Raw genomic sequence first — 26,829 nt, forward strand, 5'->3', positions numbered from 1 at the left:
GCTAGGAAGGGTCCTGCGGGAAAGGAACGGCGATCGCTCGGGCAATGTGCACCGCCTGCTCGGCGTCGAACACCCCGATCGGAATCGGTTTCCTCCCGAACCGCAGTTCGATCCATTCACCGTCCGACACGAGCCGACCATCTTCGGTCACGCGCACCACACCGGCGGTCACCAGTACAGGATGACCGGCCGCGCTGGACATCAGCCGGGCGAACGGTGCCGAGAGCGGCAGCATCAGGGTTTCCGGGTCTTTCAGGTCCTCGACGACCTCGTCCAGGTCGAGACCGCGCGCACCGCCGGAGACCGCGAGAACCAGGTGCGGCTCGACGCCGGGCGAGAGCTCCGCCGCAAGGGAACTGGCGACTGCTTCGTTGGTCAGGGCTCCGGCGAGGCTGACGAGGTGGACAGGTGCGCCGTGCCACATCTCGACCTTGTCCGCCTGGGAAGACAGCGTCGCGGCGACGACCTCCACGCCCGGGATCCGGGGTAGTGACTCCAGACCAGCCAGTGCCTCGGGAACGCTCTGTCCGTTGCCGGGGAAGTACGTGTTGCGGCTCCCCCGCCCGACGAGGGCCTGCGTGCTCAGCCGGATGTCGTTGTCGCTGGTGCGGCTCCACCACTTGTTCCACGCGAACAGCCGCACCGCCTGCTCCTGCGCGGCGGGGCTGAGCGGCAGGAGCTCGAGGAAGTTCAGCAGCACGGACAACGCCGGACGCCGGTCGGCCGGTGGCGTGGTCGGCCCGGCCAGCCGGGGCGAGGCCATCATCGCGTCGAGGCGGGCCTGGATCCTCGGGTCCCGCACCGCCAGCGCCATCGCCGCCGACAGTTCCACGTGGACCTGCCACACCGCCGGCTCCGTGCTGCCGTTCCAGAACCGGAACTCCACGCGGTCCTGCTGCGTTCCCGACACGTGCGTGAAGTTGATCATCGTCTGCTTGTTGCGGTTCAGGCTCCTGACGTCGTCGGCCGACACGACGTCGTCGGGGTGTGGAGGTATCGGCAGCGGGCGGATGGACGCCATGCCGCGCTGGGGCGCATCCGCGCCGTTGTAGTTGCCCAGCCGGTACAGCACCATCTCGTTCGCCTTGGCCAACTGCGCCAGGCGCGCGTGCTCGGCGGGCGTGAGCTGGTTCGTGAAGCTGAAGTTCACGTGACCGCCCGCGTCGACCAGGTCCGGGACCTGACCGGCGCGGCCGCGGTGGTCCCGGAGGATGCCGAGCAGGCCGGGCAGCTTCGCCGTCGCGGACGCACCCGACAGCACCGGCGACACGAGCTCCACGCCCCAGAGCGGGGAGAGCTCCTCCACCATCGACCAGAACCCGGCGTCGACCTGATCGCCGGGAGCGAGGTAGCCGGCTTCGACGAGCTTGGGGCCGAGGTCGGCGCTGAGGTCCGCGAACTCCTCTTCGTCCACCCTGACCTCGACCTCGAGGCCGACCCAGACGTCCGGCCCGCTGCTGACCCCACCGGGCACACCCCCGGCGTGGAACGTCAGCGGGGTGCCGCCGGCCTCGGCGTCCCGCACCGCGGCGTCGTGGATCTGCTCCAGCTGGGCCAGCCGCGCCTGCCGCAGCCGCAACGCCGCCCTCCGCGCGAGGGTCAGCCGATCAGCGGCCGGCAGCTGGTCCTGGTTCGTCCGCAACTCCTCGAGTCGTGCCGCTTCTGACCGCACGGCCGTCGTGGCGTCCTCGCCGAGCGCGAGGAGATGCCGCTCTGCCTGGGCGAGCCACGACTCGGCCTGCTGCTCCGTGCTCGACCCGCCGGGCAGGCCGGCCTGCTGTTGTGCGGGGACGTCGGGCTCTTCCCAGTCAGCTGGCAGCGGTGCGTCCACCACCGTGCTGAGCGCCCGTGCCCGGTTCTCCAGCAGCCACAGGTTGCGCGGTTTCACCCGCGGTGGCGGCAGGTCCGTCGACCCGTACTCCTGCAACTCCTCCAGGTACTGCCGCTGGTAGTCGGTGAACAGACCGTCGTCCGCCATCACACGGCCCGAGCCGGGTGCACGGAACACCCAGTGGTCTCCGTCGTCGGACTGCCGCGCGTACTCGTCGTAGAGGCCGGTGAAGTGCATGACCTCTTCGGCGAGTGTCAGCTCGTGCGAGTCGACGGCCCAGTGCAGTATGTCCGTCGCCGTTCCCTCCGGCACGAGGGTGATCACGGAATGCGCGTCCACCGACGGGTCGTGCACCACCCGGACGTGCAGGCTGTCGCCACCGGGCAGGCGATAGCCGGGATCGTTGACCATCCGGTCCACACCGGACTGCGCACGAGCCACCACCGCCGCGACGTCGGCGCCGGCGTCGGTCCAGAAGCCCAGCCTGACGGTGAACTCCTGCACCCACTTCCCGGGCCGCACCTCGAAGCGTGCGCGGTCGTAAGCGATCGGATGGCGCCACGGCGAGAACGACGGCCGCGGCGTCATCACCGCCGTCGTGGGACCGGCGTCCTCGCCCGACACGGTCACCGGCACCGCGCGCGCTCGCCCGGCCGCCAGCTCCTCCGCGCTCACCGGATCCGGATCCACCATCCACGGCGCCGTCGGGAGCTCGCTGTGCGCCCAGCTCCGGTCGTCGAGCACCTCGTGCGGCTCCGGCAACGACTCGGTGGTGATCACCGGCGGGCCCACCGGCCCCACGACGGGATTCGCCTTCGTGCCGGCCAGCGTCTGGACTCCCGGACCCACCAGGCCCCAGTCGATCCGCACCTCCACGACACCGGACGACAGCTCCGGCTCCAGCACGACCCCGGCCTCCAGACCGAGATGCGCGGCCGAGATCAAGGTGCCCTGGTTCGGGTGCAGCGCCACCGCGGCCCGCCAGACACCCGCCACGTGCTCCGCGGCCGCCGTGGTGGCCGCGCTCACCGTGACGACAGGTGCCGCGAAACCCCTCGCCTCCCGCGCGAACGCGTGCTCGACCAGTTCGGCTGCCTGCTTCCGGAGCCTCTTCAGCTGCACCGCCGTGAGCTGACGGCCCACGCCCTCCAGTCGCAGATCCGGGCGATCATGGCGCACCGACTCGCGCGGCAGCGCCACAGCGCGCGGTTCCACCTGCTCCGCACGCGGCCCGCTCGACGACTCCGGAACGACATCCGGAACGGCAGCTGCAACGGAGTCGCGCGTGGGCTCAGACGCGCTGGTCCTGCCCGCGAGCACGGCCAGTTCCGCGTCGTTCTCCCCGGTGCGCAACGGCTTCGACCCGACGCGCAGCTCGATCCACTCGCTGTCCGACACGACCCGCCCGTCACCGGTGACGCTCACCGTGCCGGCGGTGACCAGCACCGGATCGTGCCCGGTCGCGAGGGCCAGCAGGTGGGCCAGCGGCGGTGAGACGTCGCCGGCCCAGCCGGCCGGCGCCTGGACGACCTGCCCGAGGTCGAGGCCGCGCGCACCACCGGAGATCGCGAAGACCACGTGCGGCCGGACGTCGTCGGGAGATCCCCCGGCAAGAGGGTCCGCGGTCGCCGCGGCACGGTGCTCGAGGCCCGCCACGGCCATGGCGAACTGGAGGAAACCGACCGGTGGACGGTGCCACATGTCGACGGTGTCCGCAGCCGGCGACAGCCTGGCGGAGATGATCTCCACGCCCGCGATCCGGGGCAGCGACTCGATCGTCCTCACGGCCGCGGACACCCGCTGCGTCCTGGGTGGGTAGTGGACGTTCCGGCTGCCCGGTCCGACGAGCGCCTGCGTGCGCAGCTCGTGGTCGTTGTCACCGGTGCGCTTCCACCAGTTGTTCCACGCGAACAGCCGCACCGCCTGCTCGTGCGCCGCGGGGCTGAGCGGAAGCAGCTCCAGGAAGTCCAGCAGCACGGCCAGCGCCTCGCGCCGGCCGTCCGGCGTCCTGGCCCCCACCAGCAGGGGCGCCGCCATCAGCTCGTCGAGCCGGACCTGGATCGACCGGTCCCGCGCCGCCAGCGCCATCGCCGCCGACAGTTCCATGCGCACCTGCCACACCTCCGGCTCCAGGCTGGCCGCCCAGAACCGGAACTCCACACCCTCGTCCTCCGCCGCGGCAGTGTTCCCGAAGCTGATCATCTCGGCCTGGCCGCGGTTCAACCGCGGGACGCCGTGGACCGAGCGGGCCTCCTCGGGGTGAGGCGGTACCGGCAGGGGACCGACTCCGGTCATGGAGCGGTTCGGAGCGTCCCAGCCGTTGTGGTTGCCCAGCCGGTACAGCACCATCTCGTTCGCCTTGGCCAGCTGCGCCAGCCTGACGTGCTCGGCGGGCCTGAGCCGGTCGGCGAAGCTGAAGTTCACGTGACCGCCCGCCTGGCTCAGGTCCGGGCGCTGACCGGCTCGGCCGCGGTGGTTCCGGAGGACCTCGAGCAGTCCTGGCAGTCCCGCCCACGTGGCCGGGAGGCCCGGCAGTGACGGCGAGGCGACCTCCACGTCCCACGACGGGTGCCGCTGCCGCACCAGCGACCAGGAACCGGCTTCGGCCAGTGTGCGCCCGAGGTCCTCACCGACGTTCTCGGGGCGCTCCCCGTCCAGCCGGAACCCGGTCCGCAGGTCGAACCAGACGTTGAACCCGCCGGTGCCCACACCACCGGGCATGCCCTCGGGGTAGAACGTCAGCGGGTTCCCGCCGTTCGCGACGTCCGCCGCCCCGGCGAGGTAGGTCTGCTCCATCTGCTGCAGCCGCAGCACCCGCAGGCGCCGGACCGCCCGGCGCGCCACGGCCAGACGCTCTTCGGCCGGCTGCGCGGCCTGGTTCGTCCAGATGTCCTCGAGCTGCTGTCTCGTCGGTGCGGCGGCCTGCGCGAACTCCCCTTCGAGCACGGCCAGGTGCCGGCTGCCCTGCGCGATCTTCGCCCCGAGCAGCTCCATCGCGCCCGGTCCCGCGACGAAGCCAGGCCCGCGCTGCTCTCCGGAAGGACTCGCGGAAGTCTCCGGCACGACGTCGTCGCCGGCGGTGGGCTCGTGCCGGTCGGGCGGCAACGGCGCGTCCACCGTCATCTTCAACGCTCGTGCCCGGTTCTCCAGCACCCACAGGTTGCGCGGCATGACCTGCGGTAGCGGCAGATCCGTCCAGCCGTTCTCCCGCAGCTCCGCTGCGTACCGGCCCAGGTACGCGGTGAACAGGCCGTTGTCCGCCACCACCCGGTCCGACTCGGGAGCGCGGAACACCCAATGCCCACCGTCGTCGGACTTCCTGGCGTACTCGTCGTACATGCCGGTGAAATGCCCGATCTCCTCTGCGAGGACCAGCTCGTCGACGTCGGCGGCCCAGTGCAGCATGTCCGTCGCCGCACCCGGCAACCGGACCGTGATCGTCGCGTGCGCGTCGAACGACGGGTCGTGCGCCACCCGGACGTGCAGACTGTCGCCACCGGGCAGGCGATAGCCGGGATCGTTGAACATCCGGTCCACACCGGACTGCGCACGAGCCACCAAGCCCGTGACATCGGCACCGGCACCGGGAACGGTCCGGAAGCGCAGCCTGACCGTGAACTCCTGCACCCACTTCCCGGGCCGCACCTCGAACCGCGCGTGGTCGTAAGCGATCGGGTGCCGCCACGCCGAGAACCTCGGTACCGGGCCCAGCACCGCCGTCGTCGGGCCGACGTCCTCACCGGACACGACCAGCGGCACCGCACGTTCCCGCCCGGCCGCCAGTTCCTCCGCACTCACCGGCTCCGGGTCCACCATCCAGTCCGCTGTCGCCTGCTCGCTGTGCGCCCAGCTCCGGTCATCGAGCACCTGATCGCGTTCGGGCACCAACTCGGTGGAGATCACCGCCGGCCCCATCGGCCCCCTGACGGGATTCGGCCCCGCTGCGTCCAGCGTCGTCTGGGCGCCGGGACCCACCAGTTCCCAGTCGATCCTCATCTCGACGACACCGGCCGACGTCCTCGGCACCACCACGACCTCGGCCTCCAGACCGAGATCCGCGGCCACCACAGCGTCCCCCTGGACCTGGCTCGCGTGCCACGCCACCTCGGCATGCCACGCAGCCGCCACATGATTCGCGGCCTCCGCGGTCCCCGCGGTCATCTTGACCACTGGTGCGGCAAACCCCCTGGCCTCTCGCTCGGACACGTGGCCGACCAGCTCGACAGCCTGCCGCCAGAGCCCCGACAACTGCAGCGGCGTGAGCTCGACGCCGGGATGCACCCCCTCCAGCCGAAGATCCGGGTCTGCCTGCCGCTCGGACGGCTCCAGGTGCTCTCCGAACCCGACCACGGGGGCGGCCCGGTCCGCCAGCACCACGTACTCCGCGTGTTTCTGCTTGGTGCGCAACGGCTTCTCGCCGTCTCGCAACTCGATCCACTCGCTGTCCGACACCAGTTGCCCGCCGTCGGTGACACTCACCGTGCCGGCGGTCACCAGCACCGGATTTCCCTGCCCGGCGGCGAACAACATCAGTGCGAACGGGATGCCGGGCCAGTTGGCCGGATCTGCCATGTCCTGGCGGATCTGCGTGAGGTCGAGCTGGAAGCCGAAGTCGAGGTCGTGCGCGGCACCGGAGATCGCGAAGATCGCGCGGGGCAGGAGCCTGCCGTCGAGGTCCACCGGGCGCCTCCGGTTCAGATCTCGGAGGTGCACGGCAAGGGCGAAGTCGCGCAACGCGGCCGGAGCTCCGTGCCACATCTCCACGGTGGCCAGGCCGGGGGACAACGTCGCCGAGACGATCTCCGCTCCCAGGATCCTGGGCAGCGAGTCGACCCCTGCCACCGCCGCCGGCACACCCAGCCCGCGAGCGGGGAAGAAGACGTTCCGATCGCCACGCCCGACCAGCGACTGCGCGTGCAGCGGCGCGTCGTTGCCACCTGTGGCGGTCCACCAGCTGTTCCACGCGAACAACCGCACCGCCTGCTCCTGCACAGCCGCGCTGAGGGGAAGCAGCTCCAGGAAGTCCAGCAACACGGCCAAAGCCGTGTCCCGGTCAGCCGGCGTCGCGGTCGCCCCCACCACTCTGGGCGCGCCCATGATCTGGTCGAGGCGGGCGTGGATCGACCGGTCCCGTGCCGCCAGCGCCATCGCCGCCGCCAGCTCCACGCGCACCTGCCAGGCTGCCGGATCCAGGCTGCCTGCCCAAACCCGGAAACCCACGCCGTCGTCCAGGCTTCCATCCACGTCGCCGAAGTCGATCATCGCGAGCCGGTTCCGGTTCAGGCTCCTGACGTCCTCGACGGACGTCACCTCGTCGGTGTGCGGCGGCACCGGCAGCGGGGCCGCGAACTGCAGGTCGCGTTGCAGCGCACTCGTACCGGCGTGGTTGCCGAGCCGGTACAGCACCGTCTCGTTCGCCTTGGCCAGCTGCGCCAGCCTCGCGTACTCGGCCGGCCCGAGCTGTTCGGAGAGGTTGAGCTTGACCTGGCTGTCCACATCGGACACGTCTGCGCGCTGACGGAGTCGGCCGCGGTGGTCGCGCACGATCTGGAGCACCACGGCCAGGTTCGGCCACGTGTGCGGCCGTCCGTCCAGCGGCGGCGAGGTCAGCAGCACCCGCCCACCGAGGGCGCGGTCCTCCTCGATGCTCCAGCCTTCGTCGGGCCCAGCCTGCTCGAGATCGAAGTATCCGGCTCTGGCCAGCTGGTGACCCAGCCGCCGGCGAACGTCCGCGAAGGCTTCGCCGGCCAGCCGGAACTCGACCTGTACGCGGAACGACACGGCGGCCTCACGGCTCCTGATACCGCCGGGCACGCCGTAGCGGTGGAACCTCAGCGGATTGCTTACGATCTCCAAGTCCTCCAGCGTGGCGTCGTGGATCTCCGCCAGTTGCGCCAGCCGCAGCTGCCGCAAACGCCGAACCACGTCATCCGTGACGGCCAGGCGGTCCTCGGCCGGCCCAGCCGGGTTCTCCCGAATCTCCCTGAGCCGCAACGCCTCTGGCCGGGCATCGTCCGCGAACCTTCCCCTGAGCACCGCCAGGTGTCGATCAGCGAGCTCGATCTGCGCGGCGAGCGACTCGGCCGGACCGGGGTCCGAAGCGCCGCTCTGCTGACCCAGGCCGCTCCCCGGTTCGTTCGAAGGCGAACCCGGCTCCCGGCCCCAGACCTGGAAATCGGTATCGCCGAGCACGAAGAACATGCGCTCAGCGGTGCTCACACCGGACGGTCCAGTGGCGAACACCAGCGGACGCCCCGCCGGGAGGTGCTGCCGCACCTGCTCTGCGAGCCACTCGCTCGACTCCAGCCCGACCAGCACGACCGGCGCCAGCGGATCACCCGCGGACAGCTCACCGACCAGGTCCGTGGAATCGAGCACGTCCGACACCGCTGTCGGGTCGTCGACGACGAGGACGATCGAGTCAGGCGAATAGAGGGGCACCGGCAGCAATGGCGACAGCACCCGCCCGTCCTCGTCGGTGTGCACGTAGACGTCAAGGGTGAGGTCGAGCTCCTCCAGCTCGGCCGCCAGGTCTGACCACCCGTCCGGGAAGTGGGCCAGGTCGTGCCGCCACACCACTTGGAGCGCGGGAGAAGCCGCAGGCGACGAGTCCGGCTCCGCGTGGTCTGCCTGCTGCGGTCCGGAAGGACCCGCGGAAGTCTCCGGCACCACGTCCTCGGTGAGGTCGTGCCGATCGGCCGGCAGCACCGAATCGATCTCCGTGCCCAACGCACGGGCCCGAGTCTCCAGCAACCACAGGTTGCGCGGCATCACCCGCGGCAACGCCAGATCCGTCGAGCCGTTCTCCCCCAACTCCTCCAGATAGCGGCCCAGATGGCCCGTGAACAAACCGTTGTCCGCCACCACCCGATCCGAGCCGGGCGCGCGGAACACCCGATACCCGCCGTCGTCGGACTGCCTCGCGTACTCGTCGTACAGACCGGTGAAATGCCCGACCTCCTCCGCGAGCACCAACGGGTGGGCATTGGCAGCCCAATGCAGCATGTCCGTCGCCGCACCCTCCGGACGGACCACGATCGTCGCGTGCGCGTCCAACGACGGATCATGCACCACCCGGACACGCACACCGTCACCACTGGGCAACCGGTAACCCGGATCATTGAACATCCGGTCCACACCGGACTGCGCACGACCCACCAACACATCGACATCCACATCGGAGCCAGCCGCGAACCGCAAGCGAACCGTGAACTCCTGCACCCACTTCCCGGGCCGCACCTCCAACCGCGCATGGTCATAAGCAATCGGATGCCGCCACACCGAGAACCGCGGAACCGAACCCAGCATCACCGCCGTCGCCGGACCGACATCCTCACCCCACACGACCACCGGAACCACACCACCACGTGCGGCATCCAGCTCCGCCTCACTCACCGGAACCGGATCCGGATCCACCACCCACTCCGCCGTCAACTCGGCACTGTGCGCCCAACTCCGGTCATCCAGCACCGGATGCCGCACCGGCAGCGACCCCTCCACATTCCAGGCAACCCTCAACTCGACGACACCAGGCGGCAACTGGGGCATCAGCACGATCTCGGGCTCCAGACCGAGCTCCCGAGCCATTACCCGCCTGCGGTGGACCTGCTTGCCATAGGTCCTCACCTCGGCGCGCCACTCCCGCACCACATCCTCCGTGCCCTCCTCGGTGACCGCGCTCAGCAAGACAGCGGGCGGCGCCACTCCCTCAGCCGCCCGCGCGGCCGCGAGATCGACCAACTCCCTGGCCTGCCGCCGAAGCGCCACCGTCTGGTCGGCCGTGAGCGGGGAGTCCACCCGCAGGTCCGCACGGGGCCACTCCCGCGGCTGCTCAGGGTCCGGAGGCGGGTCCTCCCCGAATTCGAGCACGGTGGTCCGGCTCGCCATGACCACGTACTCCGCATCGGTCTGACCAGTGCTGAGAGGCCTGGCCCCTTCTCGAAGCTCGATCCACTCACTGTCCGAGACAAGACGCCCGTCAGCGGTGACGCTGACCGTGCCCGCCGTGACCAACACCGGCTTGGCACCCACGTCGGCGAGCTGAACCGGTCTGCCCTGCCCAGCGACGTACAACATCGACGCGAACGGAACCCCCGGCCAGTTCAACGGATCCGCCATATCCGCACGGATCACCTCGAAGTTGAGTTCGCGATTGAAGTCAAGGTCATGCGCGGCACCGGAAATCGCGAACACCACATGCGGCCGGAGCTGGGGGTGAACGTCCGCAAGACGCCTCACGGCAAGCCTCCGGCCGGCCAAGGTGAAGTACAAGGCCGCCAAAGGAACCGGCGCACCGTGCCACATCTCGACAGTGGCCTGGCCAGGCGACAACGTCGCCGAGACGATCTCCGCGCCCAGAATCCGGGGCAACGACCGGAGCCCCGCCAACGCCGCCGGCACGCTCGACCCGTTGACAGGGAAGTACACGTTCCGGTCCCCGCTGCCGACCAGCGACTGGGCGTACAAGTCCACATCGTTGCCGCCCGTAGCAGACCACCACCTGTTCCACGCGAACAGCCGCACCACCTGCTCCTGCGCGACAGGACCGAGCGGCAACAACTCCAAGAAGTCCAGCAACAACCCCAAATCCGCATCCCGGTCAGCCGGAGTCGGGGTCACACCCACCAACCTCGGCGACGCCATCAACTCGTCAAGCCGAGCCTGGATCGACCGATCCCGCGCCGCCAACCCCATCGCCCGCGACAACACCATGCGCACCTGCCACTCCGCAGGCTCCAGACTGGCAGCCCAGAACCAGAACCTCAGGCGGTCCTGCGGACCTCCGGTCACATGGCGGAAGTCGATCATCGCGCCCATGTCGCGGTTCAGGCTCCGCACGTGGCGGGCCGAGACGACCTGGTCAGGATGCAGCGGCAACGGCAGAGGAGCCGCCGACCGCAGATCGCGCTGCCGGCCATCCCTGCCGTTGAAACCACCCAGCCGGTACAACACCATCTCGTTCGCCTTGGCCAGCTGCGCCAGCCTCGCGTACTCGGCCGGCTGGAGCTCGTTGGCCGTCCTGAGCTGCAGGACACCGTCGGTGCCGGCCACTGCGGTCGGCTGACCCGCCCGGCCGCGGTGGTCCCGGATGACCTCGAGTATTCCGGCCAGGTCCGCCAGGTCTGACGGGCTGCCCGTCAACGGCGGCGAGATGAGCTGCATGCAGCCCACGGCGTCACCCTCCTCCACGGCCCAACGCGAGCTGTCGCGCGAGTCGAGAACTTCATGTCCGGCGGCGGCCAGCTTGGGCACGAGATCCTCGAAGAAGTCCTCGAAGTTCTCTCCGGCCAGCAGGAACCCGACCTCCAGGCGATACGCCAGCTCAGTGTTCCCGCTCTCCCCGGGCAGCCCCTCGGGGTAGAACGTCAGCGAGGTGCCACCGTCCGCCAAGGCGGCGTCGTGGATCCTGCCCAGTTGCGCCAGCCGCAGCTGCCGCAGACGCCCGACGACCTGACGGGCGACGCCCAGCCGATCGACCACCGGCCGACTCTGATCCTCCCTGAGCGCCGAGAGCCGCACTCCTTCCCGCCGCAGGTCGTCCGCGAGCTCTTCCCCGAGCACCGCCGAATGCCGATCAGCAAGCGCGAGCTGCGCATCGAGCAACGCCGTCGCGTTCGGCGACGCGTCCCGCTCAGAGCCCCACACCTGGAAACCGGCATCACCGGTCACGAAGAAGACACCCAGCGACACACTCACACCCGACGGCCCTGTCGCGTACACCAGCGGACGCTCCACCGGAAGCTGCGCCCGCACCTGCTCCGCTACAGACCTGCTGACCGCCTTCCCGACCAGCACCACCGGCTCCGACGACACACCCTCGGACAGCCCGGCGGCGACCAACGCCGAAGACGCGAGCGCGCCCGCCACAGACGTCGGATCGTCCACCACGAGCACCGGCGCACCCGCCGAATAGCCCGGCACCGGCTGGACCGGCGACACCGTTCGCCCCTGACCGTCGACCCGCACATACCTGTCGAGGGTGAGCTCGAGCTCCGCCAGCCGCACCGCCAGATCGGACTCCCCGTCGGGGAAATGGGCCAGGTTGTGCCGCCGCACCACCTGGAACGCGGACGAAGCCGCAGGCGCCGCACGCCGGCCCGCCTGCTGCTGTTCTGCCGGACCGGAGGAGGTCTCCGGCACCACGTCCTCGGTGAGGTCGTGCCGATCGGCCGGAAGCACCGAGTCCCTCTCCGTACCGAGCGCCTGGGCCCGGGTCTCCAGCAACCACAGGTTGCGCGGCATCACCCGCGGCAACGGCAGGTCCGTCCAGCCCTTCTCCCGCAACTGCTGCAAGAACCGCTGCAGGTACGCGGTGAAAAGCCCGTTGTCCGCCACCACCCGATCCGACCCAGGAGCACGGAACACCCAATGCACATCGGCATCGGACTCCCTGTCGTACTCGTCGTACAAGCCGGTGAAGTGCCCGACCTCTTCGGCGAGCACCAGCTCGTGCGAGTCGGCGGCCCAGTGCAGCATGTCCGTCGCCGCGCCATCCGACCTCACCGTGATCGTGGAGTGCGCGTCAGCAGTGGGATCGTGAAGCACCCGGACATGAAGACCGTCACCACTGGGCAGCCGGTAGCCGGGATCGTTGAACATCTGGTCCACACCGGACTGCGCACGATCCACCAAGGCCTCGACATCGACGTCGGTGTCCTCATCGATGTCGGGGTCGGCCTCGAACCTCAGGCGGACCGTGAACTCCTGCACCCACTTCCCAGGCCGCACCTCGAACCGCGCGTGGTCATATGCGATCGGATGCCGCCACGCCGAGAAACTCGGTACCGCGCCCACCACCACCGCCGTCGTCGGACCGACGTCCTCGCCCGACACCGTCATCGGCACCACACCACGGCGCGCGGCCTCCAGCGCCGCGTCGCTCACCGGATCCGGGTCCACCGCCCACTCCGCCGTGGACTCGGCACTGTGCGCCCAACTCCGGTCATCCAGCACCGGATGCGGCACCGGCAGCGACTCGGAAGTGATCACCACCGGATCCACCGCCGCGTCCGGCACCGCATCACCCAACGTCTGCCTGCCGGAACCCTCCATTTTCCAGCCGATCCTCAGCTCGGCGACACCAGGCGGCAACTCCGGCATCAGCACGATCTCGGCCTCCAGACCGAGCTCCTCGGCCGACACCTCCCTGCCGTGGACCCGCCCGGCACGGGCCTGCACCTCGGCGCGCCACACCCCCGCCACGTACTCCGCGTCCAACCCGATAGCCGCGCTCACCACGACACCGGGCGGTGTGAATCCCGCGTCCGCCCGCGCGGAAGCGTGGTCAACCACATCGACGGCCAGCTGTCGGAGCTCCGCCTGCTGCACCAGTGTGAGCGCGGCACGCACTCGCAGGTCCGGGAGAGGCCACTTCCAGGGCTGCTCAGGAGCCGTGTCCTCCCCGAGCTCGAACGCCGCAGTGGTCCGGGTCGCCAAGTCCACCACGAACTCCACGTCGGTCTGACCAGTCTTGAACGGCCTGGCCCCTTCGCGGAGCTCGATCCACTCGCTGTCCGAGACGAGACGCCCGTCAGCGGTGACGCTGACCGTGCCCGCCGTGACCAACACCGGCTTGGGGAGTTGCTCGTCGTCGAACAGATCCAGAGTGCCCTGACCAGCGGCGAACAACATCAACGCGAACGGGATCCCCGGCCAGTTGGCCGGATCCTGCATTCTCTCGCTGAGCCTCTGGAAGTCCAGCTCGGCGTTGACGTCGAGGTTGTGCGCTGCACCCGAGATGGCGAACACCACGTGCGGCTCAACGCCACGATGGACGTACGTATCACGCTTTCGCGCAAGATTCCGGCTGGCCACGGCGAAGTACAGGGTGGCCAACGGAATCGGCGCACCGTGCCACATCTCTACAGTGGTCCGGTCAGGCGACAACGTGGCCGCGACGATCTCCGCGCCCGGGATCCGGGGCAGCGACCCGAGCTCGGCCACCGCCGCCGGCACGCTCAACCGGTTGACAGGGAAGTAGACGTTCCGGTCTCCGCTCCCGACAACCGACTGCGCGTGCAACTCCACATCACGACCGCCCTCGGCAGACCACCACTTGTTCCACGCGAACAACCGCACTGCCTGCTCCTGCGCCGCAGGGCTGAGCGGCAGCAACTCCAAGAAGTCCAGCAACAAGGCCAAATCCGCGTCCCGGTCACCCGGAGCCGGGGTCACACCCACCACCCTCGGCGAAGCCATCAACTCGTCGAGCCGAGCCTGGATCGACCGGTCCCGCGCCGCCAACGCCATCGCCGTCGACAGCTCCATGTTCATCTGCCACGCAGCCGGATCCAGGCTGCTCTGCCAGATCCAGAAATTCACGCGGTCGAACAGACCTCCGGTCACCCAGCCGAAGTCGATCATCGATCCGTTGTCGTGGTTCAGGCTCCGGACGTCACGGGCCGAGACGACCTCGTCAGGACGCAGCGGCAACGACAGAGGAGCCGCCGACCGCAGATCGCGCTGCCGGCCATCCCTCCCGTAGAAACCGCCCAGCCGGTACAACACCGTCTCGTTGGCCTTGGCCAGCTGCGCCAGCCTCGCGTACTCGGCCGGCTGGAGCTTGTCGGTCAGCCGGAGGCTCACGACACTGTCGGTGTCGACCACGTCCGTGCGCTGATCGTTCCGGCCGCGGTGGTCCCGGATGATCTCGAGCATTTCGGCCAGGTCCGCCAGCTCGGACGGGTGGCCCATCAGCGGCGGCGAGAAGAGCAGCACGCCCCAGGTCCTGAAGTTGTCCTCCACGATGGACCAGTGCTCGTCGTCCGGCGCGTCGACAACCTCATGTCCAGCGGCGGCCAGCTTGGGAACGAGATCCTCGAAGAGGTCCTCGAATTCCTCCCCGTCCAGGCGGAAGGCGACCTCCAGGTTGTACCGCGCCTCGCTGTACCCGGTCTTCCTGGACAACCCCTCGGGGTGGAACGTCAGCGGGGTGGTGCCACCGTCCACCGCATCCGTCAGAGCGGCGTCGTGGACCCTGCCCAGCTGCGCCAGCCGCAGCTGCCGCAAACGCCCGACAACCTCACGTGCGACACCCAGTCGATCAACGACCGATCGCCTCTGACTCTTCCGGACCGCCTTGAGCCACAACTCTTCCGGCAGTTCGCCGTTCGCGAACTCTCCCTTGAGCGCTGCCAGGTGCCGAGCGGCGAGCTCGATCTGCTCGTCGAGCACAGCAGCGTCCGGCTCTCCCGCGGCGCCGGGCCGGGCCGGCCCGACGCCGGGCAGGTGCGGAAGCGAGCCCCGTTCAGGGCCCCACACCTGGAAACCGGCATCGCCGACCACGAAGAAGACGCCCAGCGAGGTGCTGACGCCGGACGAGCCGTTCGCGTACACCAGCGGGCGCCCGGCCGGAAGCTGGGCCCGCACCTGCTCCACGACCGACGCTCTGAGCGCCTTCCCGACCAGCACCACCGGCGACGCACCGGCGGAAGACTCGCGGGCCATGTCCGTGGCAGCGAGCACGCCTGCCACAGCCGTGGAATCGTCCACGACCAGCACCAGCGCATCCGGCGAGTAAGCCGGCACCGCCTGGAGCGGCGACACCGCTCGCCCCTGACCGTCCACCTGCACATAACTGTCGAGGGTGAGCTCGAGCCCGTCCAGAAGCGCGGCCAGGTCGGACGGCCCGGCAGGGAAGTGGACCAGGTTGTGCCGGCTCACCACCTTGAACGCGGGATCGGCGGAGGTCTGCACCACGTCGTCACCGGGCTCGTGCCAGTCGGGTGGCAGTGGTGCGTCCACCACCGTGCCGAGCGCCCGTGCCCGGCTCTCCATCATCCACAGGTTGCGCGGCATCACCCGCGGCAACGGCAGATCCGTCGTGCCGTTCTCCGTCAGGTCCTGGACGTAGCTCCGCAGATGCGCGGTGAACAGACCGTTGTCCGCCACCACCCGGTCCGAGCCGGGAGCACGGAACACCCAGTGCCCGCCGTCCGCGGACTCCCTGGCGTACTCGTCGTAAGGGCCGGTGAAGTGTCCGACCTCCTCGGCGAGCACCAGCTCGTGCGAGTCGACGGCCCAGTGCAGCATGTCCGTCGCCGAACCCGCCGGCCCCACCGTGATCGTGGCGTGGGCGTCAGCAGAGGGATCGTGGAGCACCCGCAGGTGAAGACTGTCACCACTGGGCAGGCGGTAGCGCGGCACGTTGAACATCCGGTCCACACCGGACTGCGCACGAGCCGTCAACGCCGCGACGTCGAGATCTGCAGGGGCCAAGAACCGCAGCCGGACAGTGAACTCCTGCATCCACTTCCCAGGCCGCACCTCGAACCGCGCACGGTCGTACACGATCGGATGCCGCCACGCCGAGAAAATCGGCTCCGCGCCCACCTCGGCCGTCGTCGGGCCGACGTCCTCACCCGACACCGTCACCGGCACGGCACGAGCCCGGCCGGCCTCCAGCTCGGCCGCGGTCACCGGCTCCGGATCCACCACCCAGTCCGCCGTGGACTTGGTACTGTGCGCCCATTCCCGGTCGTCCAGCACGTCATCCGGCTGCGGCAGCGACTCGGTGGTGATCACCAGTGGCTCGCCGACAGGACTCGACTTCGCGTCGACCAGATCCTGGACGCCAGCACCTCTCAGCTCCCAGTCGATCCGCAGCTCCACGACACCGGACGACATGGCCGGCACCAGCGTGACCCAGGCCTCCAGCCCGAGCTCCGCCGCGGTACCCCGAGCCGGCCGCTCGACCTCCCGGCGCCACACCTCCGCCACCAGCTCCGCGGCCGTCACACCGGCCGCGCTGACCGTGACCACAGGCGCCTCGAACCCCTTCGCCTTCCGCACGACCACGTGATCGACCAGTTCGGCGGCCAGCCTTCCCAGCTCCGCCCCCTGCGCGGGCTCGAGCTGACGGCCCACCCCCTCCAGCACCAGTTCCGGCCGGTCGTGGCGCAACACCCGCCTCCCCGCCGCGGCGCGACGTTCCTGCCGCTCCGCACGCGGCCCGCTCGACGACTCCGGAACCGGGTCCGCCGGGATCCGGAGGTCCTCGGCCCTGGCCACCTCCACCGCCCGCTCGGCGTCGGTCTCGCCGGTGCCGAACGGCCTCGTGCCGTCGCGCAGCTCGATCCACTCGCTGCTCGACACGACGTGCCCGTCGACGACCCGCACCTCGCCGGCCGTGACCAGTGTCGGGGTGTACTCGGTCGCGTAGAACAACAGCTGGGCGAACGGCACCGCCTCCTCGGAGGAGTCGTCATCCGGATACCAGTCGTCCGCGATCTCGTCGAGATCGTTGCCACGCACGGCTCCGGAGATGGCGAAGACGACGTGGAACACGCCACCGGCAGGAAGTTCGTGGTCGAGGTTCTCACCCGGTTCCACCCGCTTCAGGGCGCGGGCGAACTGAAGCGGCCGAGCCGCTGGTCCGCCGTTCCACATCTGGACGCTGTTCCCCTGGGGAGACAGTGTCGCGGCGACGAACTCCACCCCCGCGACGTGGGGCAGTGACCGGACGTCCGCCATCGCGTCGCGCACGCCCCGCCTGTCGACCGGGAAGGAGCGGTTCCGGCTTCCCGGTCCCACGGGCGACGGTGCCCGCAGCTGGTCGTCGTTGTTCCCGGTGTCGGTCCACCACTTGTTCCACGCGAACAGCCGCACCGCCTGCTCGTCCGCCGCGGCACCGATCGGGAGCAGCTCCAGGAAGTCCAGCAACATCTCCAGTGCCGCGCGCCTGTCCGCCGCCGTGGTCATCCCCACCAGCGCGGGCGCGTCCACAAGTTCGTCGAGCCGGGCGTGGATCGACCTGTCCCTGGCCGCCAGTGCCATCAACACCGACAGCTCCACGTGCACCTGCGACCACGCCGAATTGACGTTGCGGGACCAGAACCGGAGCTCCGCGCGGTCCGCCGCATCTCCTCCCACGTTGCGGAAGCTGATCATCGTGGCCTTGTCGCGGTTGAGCGCGTTGACGTCGGCGATCGTGGTGACGCCGTCAGGGTGTGTCGGCACCGGCAGCGGGCCGACGCTCCACAGGTCGCGTTGCGCGGCATCCGGGCCGCTGTACTTGCCCAGCCGGTACAGCACCAGCTCGAACGCCTTGACCAGCTGCGCCAGCCTCGTGTGCTCGGAGGGCGTGAGCGGATCGGCGAAGCTGACGCTCACGTGAGCGCCGGTGTCGACCAGGCCCGGGGCCTGGCCGGGGCGGCCGCGGTGGTTCCGCATCTCGCCGAGCACACCGTCCAGCACCGGCCAGATGGCCGGGAACGCCGACAGCACGGGCGAGATGAAATCCGCGCCCCAGTCCTGGTACCTCTCCTCCACCATCGACCAGTACCCGTCTCGCGCCGAGTCTCCGGCGGGGCGATCTGCGGAGGAGAGGTAGCCGGCCCGGGCCAGCGTGGCGTTGAGGTCCTCGATGAGGTGCTCGAACTCCTCCCCTGCCAGCCGAACCTCGGTCTTCAGGCCCAGCCGCACGGAGGGCCCGTGGCTGCCGGCCCCACCGGGCACGCCGTCGCGGTAGAACGTCAGCGGATCATCCCCGCTCGCCGCATCCTCCAGCGCGGCGTCGTGGTTCTGCTCCATCTGGTACAGCCGCAGTTGCCGCAGCCGGCCGACCACCGCGCGCGCGGTGGCCAGCCGGTCCTCAGCCGGCTCGGCCTCGTTCTCCCAGACCTCCTCGAGCCGCAGCGCGTACTGCTGTGCGGCCGCCGCGAAACCCCCGCGGAGCACAGCGAGGTGCCTGCGACCCAGCGCGAGCTGCGCACCGAGCAACCGCATCGTGCCCGGTCCCGGAACGGAGCCGGGCCCGTGCTGCTGTCCCGACGGTCCGGCGGAGGTCTCCGGCACCACCTCACCCGAACTCCGGTCGCCGGACCCCTCCACGTTCCGGGCAATCCTCAACTCGACGACACCAGGCGGCAACTGGGGCATCAGCACGATCTCGGCCTCCAGACCGAGCTCCAGGGTCATCACCCGCCTACCGTGGACCTGCCGGACACGGGTCTTCACCTCGGCGCGCCAATTCCGCGCCACGTGCTTCGCGTCCTGCTCGGTAGCCGCGCTCACCAGGACACCGGGCGGCGCCACTCCCTCAGCCGCCCGCGCGGCCGCGAGATCGACCAACTCCCTGGCCTGCTGCCGAAGCGCCACCGTCTGGTCGGCCGTGAGCGGGGAGTCCACCCGCAGGTCCGCACGGGGCCACTCCCGCGGCTGCTCCGGGTCCGGAGCCTGGTCCTCCCCGAACTCGAGCACGGTGGTCCGGCTCGCCATGACCACGTACTCCGCATCGGACTCACCGAAGTGGACCGGTGACTCGCCTTCTCGGAGCTCGATCCACCCACTGTCCGAGACAAGACGCCCGTCAGCGGTGACGCTGACCGTGCCCGCCGTGACCAACACCGGCTTGGCACCCTCGACGGCGAGCTGAGCCGGATTGCCCGGTGCCGGGGCGAACTGAATCGGATGGTCCTGCCCCGCGACGAACAACATCAGCGCGAACGGAACCCCCTGCGCTGTGGCCGGAGTCGCCAAGTCCGCGACGACCTGCGCGAGGTCCAGCTCCCGATCGAAGCGGAAACCTTGCGCGGCACCGGAAATCGCGAAGACCACATGCGGCTGGATGCCGGGGTGGACTTCCTCGGGACGCCCTTCGGCAAGCCTCCGTTCGGCCAAGACGGAGTGGAAGTCCGTCAACGAAATCAGCGCGCCGTTCCACACATCGACGACGGGCAGGTCGGGCAACAACGTCGCCGAGACGATCTCCGCACCCAGAATCCGGGGCAACGACCGGAGCCCCGCCAACGCCGCCGACACGCTCGACCCGGTGACAGGGAAGTACACATTCCGATCCCCGCTCCCGACCAGCGACTGGGCGTACAAATCCACATCGCTGCCACCCGTAGCAGACCACCACCTGTTCCACGCGAACAGCCGCACCACCTGCTCCTGCGCGACAGAACTGAGCGGCAGCAACTCCAAGAAGTCCAGCAACAACCCCAAATCCGCATCCCGGTCACCCGGAGCCGGCGCCCCCACCAACCTCGGCGACGCCATCAACTCGTCAAGCCGAGCCTGGATCGACCGATCCCGCGCCGCCAACCCCATCGCCCGCGACAACACCATGCGCACCTGCCACTCCGCAGGCTCCAGACTGGCAGCCCAGAACCCGAGCCGCACGTGGTCGGGCACACCGTCGCCCACGCCACTGAAGTCGATCATCTCGACACCGTCACGGGTGCTGTTCAAGCTCTGGACGTCGCGGGCCGAGACGACCTCGTCAGGATGCCGCGGCAAGGCCAGAGGACGCCCCAGTCCCAGATCCCGCTGCCGGCCGTCCCTGCCGTTGAAGTCGCCCAGCCGGTACAACACCATCTCGTTCGCCTTGGCCAACTGCGCCAGCCTCGCGTACTCAGCAGGCCGGAACCGGTCGGTGAACGTGAGGCTCAGAAGACTGTCGGTGTTGACCACGTCGGTCGGCTGACCGGTCCGGCCGCGGTGGCCCCGGATGATCTCGAACACCCCGGCCAGCTCCGGCCACTCGGACGGGTCACCCGTCATCGGCGGCGAGGAGAGCATCGCGGCCCAGGGCCTGGAGCGGTCCCGCTCCAGGGACCAGTCCGCGTCGTCGGGCTCGTCGGCAAGTTCGACTCCGATGTCGGCCAGCTTGAAACCGAGGGCCCTGGAGAAGACGTCGAAGTCTTCTCCGGCCAGCCGGAACCCGACGCCGAGGCGATACTCCACCTCGGTGTCCTCGCTCTCCCCTGGTATCCCCTCCGGGTAGAACGTCAGCGGATTGCCACCATTCGCCGCATCCGCCAGCGCGGCATCGTGGATCCTCCCCAGCTGCGCCAAACGCAGCTCCCGCAAACGCCCGGACACATCCCGCGTGGCAGCCAGGCGATCACCGACCGACCGACTCCGGCTCTCCCGGACCGCACCCAGCCGCACCTCCTCAAGCCGCGAGTCGCCCGCGAACTCCTCCCTCAGCACCGCCAAATGACGATCAGCGAGCGCGAGCTGCGCGTCGAGCAACGCGCCCGGCTCAGAGCGGTCATCGGCCGGACGCCGGCCGGAAGGACCAGCGGAAGTCTCCGGCACCACGTCCTCGGTGAGGTCGTGCCGATCGGCCGGCAGCACCGAATCGATCTCCGTGCCCAACGCCCGGGCCCGAGTCTCCAGCAACCACAGGTTGCGCGGCATCACCCGCGGCAACGCCAGATCCGTCGAGCCGTTCTCCCGCAACTCCTCCAGATAGCGGCCCAGATGGCCCGTGAACAAACCGTTGTCCGCCACCACCCGATCCGAGCCGGGCGCGCGGAACACCCGATACCCGCCGTCGTCGGACTGCCTCGCGTACTCGTCGTACAGACCGGTGAAATGCCCGACCTCCTCCGCGAGCACCAACGGGTGGGCATTGGCAGCCCAATGCAGCATGTCCGTCGCCGCACCCTCCGGACGGACCACGATCGTCGCGTGCGCGTCCAACGACGGATCATGCACCACCCGGACGCGCAGACCGTCACCACTGGGCAGGCGATACCGCGGAACGTTGAACATCAGGTCCACACCGGACTGCGCACGACCCACCAACACATCGACATCCACATCGGAGCCAGCCACGAACCGCAAGCGAACCGTGAACTCCTGCACCCACTTCCCAGACCGCACCTCCAACCGCGCATGGTCATAAGCAATCGGATGCCGCCACACCGAGAACCGCGGAACCGAACCCAGCATCACCGCCGTCGCCGGACCGACATCCTCACCCCACACGACCACCGGAACCACACCACCACGTGCGGCATCCACCTCCGCCTCACTCACCGGAACCGGATCCGGATCCACCACCCACTCCGCCGTCAACTCGGCACTGTGCGCCCAACTCCGGTCATCCAGCACCGGATGCCGCACCGGCAACGACCCCTCCACATTCCAGGCAACCCTCAACTCGACAACACCAGGCGGCAACTCCGGCACCAACACGACCCCAGGCTCCAGACCGAACTCGGCCGCCGACACCTCCCTGCCGTGGACCTGCCTGGTGTAGGTGTTCACCTCGGCGCGCCACACCGCCGCCACGTCCTCCACGTCCTCCTCGGTAGCCGCGCTCAGCACGACAGCGGGCAGCACTACTCCCGCAGCCGCCCGCACAGCCGCGAGATCGACCAACTCCCTGGCCTGCCGCCGAAGCGCCACCGCCTGGTCAGCCGTGAGCGGGGAATCCACCCGCAGGTCCGCGCGAGGCTGTTCCGGAGCCGTGGGAGGCCGCTCGTCCACCACCTCCACATCCACGGTCGACGGCTCGGGCGCGGTCCAGACCTCGACCCGCACGTCGTGCCGCGCCGGCACGTTCCGCACAACCGGCCACGCCTGCGGCAGGTGCCAGGCGACGAGCGTGGCCACGTTGCGCGGCCCGTCACCGCGGAGATCGCCGTCCACGTGCACGTACACCTCGTGCGCGTCGGAGAACCGGGCGAGGGCCCGCCGATCGGCCGGGGACAACGACACCGCGCCGGCGGGCACCTCCAGGCGCACCACGTCGTCCGCCTCGCCGTGCTCGGCCACCGGAGTGACGTGCTCGGGTGCCACGCCGGCGGGGAACACCACACCGGGCGGTGCGTCCCGGTCGCCGTGGTGCGCCAGCGTCGCCGCGATGTCGACACCTCCCGGCGCGGTGACGACGTAGAGGTGCTCACCTTCACCGAGTTCTCTTGCAGCGGCGGGAGAACTCGCCATCCGCCGGAAGCCGTCCTGCCCCTGCGACGCGAGGTGCGCGTAGAGGTCGAAAGCGTGGCCGGGAGCGGGGAACCCTTCGTCGCGGACGACGTGCGGCGGGCGCGGGTCGACCACGTAGAGCGGTTCGGTCGTGGTCCGCTCGACCGGTGCCGGGACCACGTCGCCGAACAGGTCGTCCTCACCCAGCGAGTCCAACGACTCCAGCACGCCCGCCGGCTCGGCCACGGCGACATCCGCGGGCTCGATCAGGTCCGGCACCACATCGCTGCGGAACCAGTCGTCCTCGACGCCCTCCGCCCGCGACACCTCCTCGTCCAGCTCCGGCATCACGTCGCCGAACCAGTCGTCGTCACCGTCCGGCAGGTCCGGCAGCACCGGCGCGTCAACCGGCTCGGCCGCGACAGCACTCGCGTCGGCGGCCGGTTCCGGCACCGCTTCTCCGCCGAACCAGTCGTCCTCGGCGCCCGGAACAGCGCCGGTCGGATCGGGAGCCTCTGCGCCAGGTGCCGTGTCGGGCGTTGGGGCAGGCCGCCGCAACGTCTCCAGGTAGCGGTGGTACGCCGTCCACCACGCGTCCTCGTCCGGTGCGGCGGCGAGTGCACGCGCGGCGTCCGCCAGTTCGGCGGGGATCGTGTCCTCACCCCGGTCCTCCGCGACCACGACCGCGTCCGTGATCGGCACGTCGATCACCGCGACGCCCTTGCGGGTGAGCTTGGCGGTCGGCCTGGCCACGAACCGCACCTCGACGTCGTCCAGCCACAGTCCGGTCAGTCCGTCCGATGTGGACACTTCAACGGGCGCCGTGCGGGTGTGGGAGACCTCGGCCTCCCCCTCGGACTCGATCTCGCCCATCGGGAGCAGCGGCAGTACGAAGCCGTTTCCACCGCCGAAGAGCTGGCGTTCGCCGATCAGCTCGCTGCCTGGTGGCTGAGTGCCGCCGAGACCCCCCAGGGGCGTGCCGAACAGCCCGAGCTCGGCCTTGGTCATCTCCTCGTGGCTGTGTTGCGTCGACTCCTGGCCCGAGAAGGTGATCTTGGTGCGCGCCGATGCTCCGGCCAGCGTCGGAGAGCCGGGCCTGCGCACGTGCATCTCCATCGTCACGCCGGACCACGCGGGCAGTTCGAGGAGAACACCGGTGGTGCCCGCGGTCGGCAACAAGCCCTTGACCCGTGCCCCGGTGAGCGCGGTGCGCAGCGCGCGGTCGATCTCGGCCGGCACGTTCTCCGTCCTCATCGCCGTCCGATAGGCCACGGCGGCTCCGCCGACCAGGTCGTCGACGTCGAACTGCAGGCGGCTCACCCAGCCACCGGTGAACGCCGGTTCACCACGCCAGCGCGAGATCGCGTTCGGTGCGGCCTCCGCCTGCGGCCGGGCGACGCCCTCGGCCCCGCCGGGACGTCCCCGCGTCCCCGCGTCCTCCGGGAGGTGCAGCACCGTCAGCACGCGTTCGGTGTCCGCCTCCGCGATCTGCCGGCCGTGCCGCTGCACGGACACGGTGAACCCGACGCGGGCACGATAGGTCGCGAGCGGTCCGGTCGTCTCCACCGAGCGGGTGCGCACGCTCTTGCGGAGCTGCTTCTTGACGCGCTTCTTCAGTCCCAGCAGGACGTCTCCGGTGAGACCGCCGCCCAGGACGCCGGTCGGGTTGCTGCGCGAGAGGTTCTCGTCCGGCGCGGCTCCGCCCAGCTGCACGCCCGGCGCCCCGACGGGTTCCATCCGCAACGCGGTCCTGACGAAGGTGCGCACCCTCGTCCCGATCGACGTGGTGGTCCGCGTCTGCTTCAGCCTGTCGTGGGTGAGGCCGGTGAACTCGGGGGTGGCCAGCAGCTCGTTGGTGACGACCAGCTCGTAGGTCTCGCCGCTCATGCGGTCTTCGAGCCGCAAGGGGCGCGGCGTACCGGCCATCGACGAGTCCTCGAGCCACGTCTGCGCGTCGGCCAGCCACGACGTGACCGCCGCGTAGTTGTCATGGGCTCGGCTCAGCGGCGAGGACGGGAGGAGCCGTTCCGCGCGCTTGCGGCCGAGCGACCGGGCCAGGTCCCGGCGCAGGCGCGGCAGCACCGACCTCAGGTCCACCACGCCGTCCACCGCGCCCATGCCCAGTGAGAGCGGCTGGTTCGGACGCAGGAACGCGGGAACCGGCATGGCCTGCGCCGGTGCCTCGTCGTGCCGGTCGTCGCGGGCGTCCTCCACCGCCTGCCCCGCACGCAACGCGGCGAGCTGTGCGGTGGTGACCCACGCGGTGACCGCGCGCGGCAGGTCGAACTGCTCGTTCGCCGCTCCCGGCGAGCCTGCGCGGAAGAAACCCCACGCGTTGCGCCAGCGCCGCGACCGCACCTCGGCGGCGACGGTGACCCGCACGCCGAACCGCACCTGGTGCAGCCGCTCGGGCCGCCGGCTGATCGTGGTCTCGCCGGCCACCGTCGTGGCCCTCTCGTCCGCGCGTTCTCCGTTGAGCTTCATCGGGTTGTGCTCCAGCACGGCGAGCGCACCGGGCCGCACGATCTTGTCGCTGGTGTCGACGTCCTGGTAGAAGGCGATGGCCGTGGTGTCGACGACAGGAAGAACCTCCCACTTCGTCTCGTCACCGACACCGGCCTGCGTCTCGGTCACCGTGGTGTCCGTCGCCTGCTTCCAGCGCTCACCGGGCAGTACCTCGACATCCCGCGGCACGAACGACACCTCCGCCGCCGCGTGCTGCCGCAACCGCCGCCGCGGCCAGCTCAGACCGCGGAGACCGACGGTCCGGCTGAACAGGCGCGGGTCGGCCTTGAGCGTGTCGGGAGCCAGCACGTTCTCGATGAGAGTGCTGTTCTCCGACTCGGGGAACGAGAACACGGGGTCTCCGGACGCACGGGTGAGCGCGCTCTTGACCGCCGCGCGCACGTGCTCCAGGCCGCTGAAGCTCAGCACCTGCAGGCCGTCGAGGTCGCGGGACAGGCCGCGGCGCAACGGGTCGTCCGCCAAGGGCGAGTCGGAGTCCGGGCGCATCGCCATGCCGTGCAGCTCACGACCTTCGGTGCGGTGCACGGGCACGGGATCAGGCCGGGTGCGCGAGACGTGGGCGGCGGGCACCCGCAGGTCCGCCGCGACCGTGACGACCGCGGCGTCGACGGCGTCCTCCGTCTCCGGGTCCACGATGGAGATCGGCTCCACCCGCGGAGCGTGCAGGCCGCGACGCCCGAAGCTGAGGCCGCGCGTCACCGAGTTGTGCCGGCGGTAGGTCGCACCGGTCAGCGACCACTCCAGGTTCGCGGTGAAGTGGTGCAGGGGTTCGGCGGCGAGCTCGCTGTCCGCGCCGATCCTCGCGACCTGCGAACGCTTCGCCGTGACACCGCTCAAGCCCGACTTGGTCCAGGTGAACGTGCTCGTCAACGACGTCACCAGGATCACGGCCCGCCCCGAGACCAGGCCCGTGACGCGGCTCGCGAACCCGCCCATCGCCGTCCGCGTCCTGGTGGCCCTGCCGGCGGTGCTCGCGACGTCGGTCGTGGTGACCTGCTGCGCGGCGGCGGGCGTCAGGACCTCGCCGGTGTCGCGCAGGTCCGACATGGACGCCTTGAGCGTGAACGACACGTAGTAGTCGTGGCCCCAGCCGTGCCGGGGCACCAGCGGCAGCCGCAGCCCGTCCTCGGACAGCGCGCGATCCGCCAGCAGCGACAGCTCGCGGTCGGTCAGCACCCCGCGCAGCGCGTCCCGGCGGCGCAGCCCCTCCTGCAGCTTGCGCCCGAGCACCCGGCCGGCGCCCTTGTCGTCGAACTGGTCGAGGAACCGGTCGCTGCTCAGGTACCACGAGCGGTGGCCGGGCACCTTGCGAACGGAGTTCTCGATGAGGTCGAGCATCCGTTCGGCGACACCAGAGACCTGCAGCGACGCACCGGCGAGCGCCCGGCCGGACTCGAGGGCCTCCGGGCCGTACAGACGTCGGGGCGGCGGCGCCTCGGAGGCCGCGTCCGGTGTGGCTTCCGAGGGCTCGGGCGCACCTTCCGCAGCCACAGCCGCAGGCACGTCCTGGGCAGCACCTGGAGGTACGTCCGGCGCCACGTCCACGGTCGTGACCTGGTCCGGCTCCGACGCCACCTCGTCGAACCAGTCATCGTCATCACCGAGCAGTCGCGGCACCACCGGCGCACCAACCGGTCCCGCAACAGCAGCCGGATCACCGGCCAGCTCCGGCACCACCTCACCGCCGAACCAGTCATCCTCAGCACCCACCGCCCGCGGCACCACCGGCGCACCAACCGGTCCCGCAACAGCAGCCGGATCACCGGCCAGCTCCGGCACCACCTCACCGCCGAACCAGTCATCCTCAGCAC

General features: G+C 70.2%; 1 protein-coding gene. It reads right to left on the reverse strand.

Annotated elements, in window-relative coordinates:
- Position 1: 1 nt before the first annotated feature.
- On the reverse strand, positions 2-26,728 hold the full coding sequence (locus tag ACFWV3_RS03570; protein ID WP_382407790.1) for a hypothetical protein: 26,727 nt from the start codon (positions 26,726-26,728) through the stop codon (positions 2-4).
- Between the last annotated feature and the right edge of the window lie 101 nt (positions 26,729-26,829).

The organism is Lentzea sp. NPDC059081, from assembly GCF_042738015.1.
Classification (GTDB): Bacteria; Actinomycetota; Actinomycetes; order Mycobacteriales; family Pseudonocardiaceae; genus Lentzea.